General features: G+C 42.0%; 4 protein-coding genes. All 4 read right to left on the bottom strand.

Annotation, left to right across the window (positions count from 1 at the left end; translation table 11 throughout):
* Window positions 1–419 (bottom strand): molybdopterin-binding protein (locus tag GMD6S_RS08755; RefSeq protein ID WP_000642670.1); only part of this gene is annotated, 419 nt, incomplete at its 3' end.
* A 72-nt stretch (window positions 420–491) separates the two neighbouring features.
* On the bottom strand, window positions 492–1,532 hold the full coding sequence (gene lytR / locus GMD6S_RS08750) for a glycopolymer--peptidoglycan transferase LytR (RefSeq protein WP_000592171.1): 1,041 nt from the start codon (window positions 1,530–1,532) through the stop codon (window positions 492–494).
* Between the two features lie 4 nt (window positions 1,533–1,536).
* On the bottom strand, window positions 1,537–2,058 hold the full coding sequence (locus GMD6S_RS08745; RefSeq protein WP_000455514.1) for a GNAT family N-acetyltransferase: 522 nt from the start codon (window positions 2,056–2,058) through the stop codon (window positions 1,537–1,539).
* Window positions 2,048–2,491 carry a tRNA (adenosine(37)-N6)-threonylcarbamoyltransferase complex ATPase subunit type 1 TsaE gene (gene tsaE / locus GMD6S_RS08740; protein WP_000556959.1) on the bottom strand — a complete coding sequence of 148 codons (444 nt, stop codon included), beginning with the start codon at window positions 2,489–2,491 and terminating at the stop codon, window positions 2,048–2,050. Before tsaE ends, GMD6S_RS08745 begins: the two co-directional genes overlap by 11 nt.
* Window positions 2,492–2,625: the final 134 nt, after the last annotated feature.

Here is a 2,625-nt window from a genome sequence, read left to right as displayed (position 1 = left end):
GACACCCCTCCTACTGCTAAACCTGTCTCATTTGGCAGTGGAGTCGCCCCTTCTACAATTTGGGCTTGGCGCTCATTATTCGGTGTCCGAGCATAGTCAGGTCTATGAGCAAAGAAAATATCCAGTTTCTCTTGCGCTTGAGGGTCAAACACTAGATCTTTTCCCAAAAATTTTGCCAGGGTTTGTTTGGTCAAATCATCCTCGGTTGGTCCCAAGCCCCCTGTCAAAATCACAAGATTACTACGTTGACTCGCAATCTCAAGCAAGGACAAAAGACGAGCTTCATTATCTCCAACAGCTGTTTGGAAGTAGACATCTACCCCGATTTCGGCTAGTTTCTCTGATAAAAACTGAGCATTGGTATTGACAATCTGCCCTGTTAAAATTTCTGTTCCAACAGCAATAATTTCTGCTTTCATGTTTCCTCCTACTTATCTATTCGAATTTTTTTGAAAAAATCGCAGGAAATTTCCCACGATTTGATTCTTTTCTTATTCTGCTTCTTCGTTTGAAGCGTTCGTACTGGTTGAAGGTGCTGTCCGACCAAAGGCTGTTTCGTACAGTACCGCATTGGTTTCCAATTCTGTCACTGGCTCTTTACCTAGCGAACTACGCAAGAGATTTTGCATTTCGAGCATATGTTCTGAAGTGACAATCTGATAAGAAATTCCCTGTAGCTCAGCATCTTCCCCACGCAATTGATGCGTTTCGATATTCTTGAAGGAATCTTGATAGCCGAGCAATTGTGGAATGCTCTTAGCTGACAAGTCCACATTGGTCTGCATGTTATCACTCAAAGCTTTGAGGATACCTTGATAATGACTCACACTGTTTAGGCTCAAAACCTTCTCAACGATCTTTTGAATAACTTCACGTTGACGTTTTTGACGACCATAGTCTCCCTCTGGGTCTTGGTAACGCATCCGTGAATACACCAGAGCTTCCTCCCCATTCAAGGTTTGTTCTCCAACACCGATAGAAATCTTATTAAACTCCTCTTGGTCAGCAATCGAAATTGGGAAACCGAGTGTATTGTTGACGGTAATTCCACCAACCGCATCCACCAATTGTTGAAGCCCCTGCATGTTAACCATCACATAGCGGTCAATGTGGATATTCATCATCTTTTGAATAGTAGAAATTGCAAGTTCCGCACCACCATTAGCATAGGCCGCATTGAGTTTAGCTTCCTGAACTTGACCGTTTCCAGTCTCAATCTTGGTCAAAATATCCCGTTCCAAACTCATCATAGTGGTTTTCTTTGTTTTGGGATTAACCGTCAAGAGAATCATGGAATCACTATTTCCCGCCCACGGGTCTGTACGTTCCACATTTCCCGTATCTACCCCCATCAAGAGGATGGTCAGAGGCTCCGTCGCTTCGATAACGTTGGTTTCTTCACCAATTTTTTTATAAGTCTTTTCACTCAAGGTTGCTGTTCCTTGTTGGAAAATGGTGTAACCATAAACCGCTACACCTAAAACTGTTACTGCTAGGAAACCTAGCACCATTCCAATTAATTTTTTAATCATCTCGTTATTCATTTATCAGCTTGCCCATAAGACAAACATCTAAAAATATCCCTTCTGCTAAATAGGCTCCTCTTTCTTGTAAGCCTTCTGTGATAAATCCCATTTTTGAGTAGAGGTGGATCGCAGCCTCGTTTCGTTTTTGTACACTGAGTTGCAAACGGCGCAAGACGCCACTGACTTTAGCCCACTCGATGCCTTCTTCTAGAAGTATAGTCGCCAAGCCTTGGTTCCAGAATTTCCTGCGAACTGCTAGAAAAACATCACCGATATGTCGAACTCTTAAATGTTGGTCCGCTGTGATATTTAAGACTCCTGCAATCTCATCATTCAGTAAGGCGAGGAGAGTAATTTGATTCTCTGATGCAGCTTGTTTTTCGATAAAAAGAGCCATTTCAGAAGCTGTCATCATGATGCCATTTTCATCCAAGCTGGTAAAATCTGTCTCTTGACCGACACAATCTAAAAATGCAATTAAGGCTGTAGCATCTGAAATCTCTGCCTCACGAATACACAACTCATACTCCATCTTGAAGCTCCTTGATGAGTTGTTCAGCCCGAGAGCCATGAGCCGTAAAATGAAGACAACGCCCCTCAGCTTCTTTCAAGATTTCCAACTCCAAGTAAGAATCTGGTAAATCTTCACCCAAAAGATGCCCCCACTCAATAACAGTCACACCACCACCGAAGAGAAACTCATCCAAGTCAATAGAATCAGCATCACCTTCGATACGGTAGACATCCAAGTGGTAAAGTGGCAAACGCCCTTCGTACTCTCTGACAATGGTATAGGTTGGACTTTTAATCATTTGACGGATATCCAAGCCCTTAGCAAGGCCTTTTGTAAAGGTTGTTTTACCCGCTCCCAACTCTCCAGTCAAGATCAGAACATCGTCTTTTTGAAGCAAATGACCTAATCTTTCTCCGAGAGCTAGAAGCTCTTCTTCATTTTTTGTGTGCATGCTACTATTATACCAAAAAGTTTTCTTTTGTGTGAATTTTCTTTATGGACTTACTATAACAATTTTGAAAGATTCTCCTCCACTTAAAAGAATACAACTATTGAAAAAACAAACAGGATATCCCGAATCAGGTG

This window comes from Streptococcus sp. GMD6S (assembly GCF_000297015.1).
This window is presented reverse-complemented; position numbering and strand designations above follow the sequence as displayed.

Coding starts and splice junctions, on each gene's coding strand:
- lytR (WP_000592171.1), bottom strand. CDS start 1,532: ATGATTAAAAAATTAATTGGAATGGTGCTAGGTTTCCTAGCAGTAACA.
- GMD6S_RS08745 (WP_000455514.1), bottom strand. CDS start 2,058: ATGGAGTATGAGTTGTGTATTCGTGAGGCAGAGATTTCAGATGCTACA.
- tsaE (WP_000556959.1), bottom strand. CDS start 2,491: ATGCACACAAAAAATGAAGAAGAGCTTCTAGCTCTCGGAGAAAGATTA.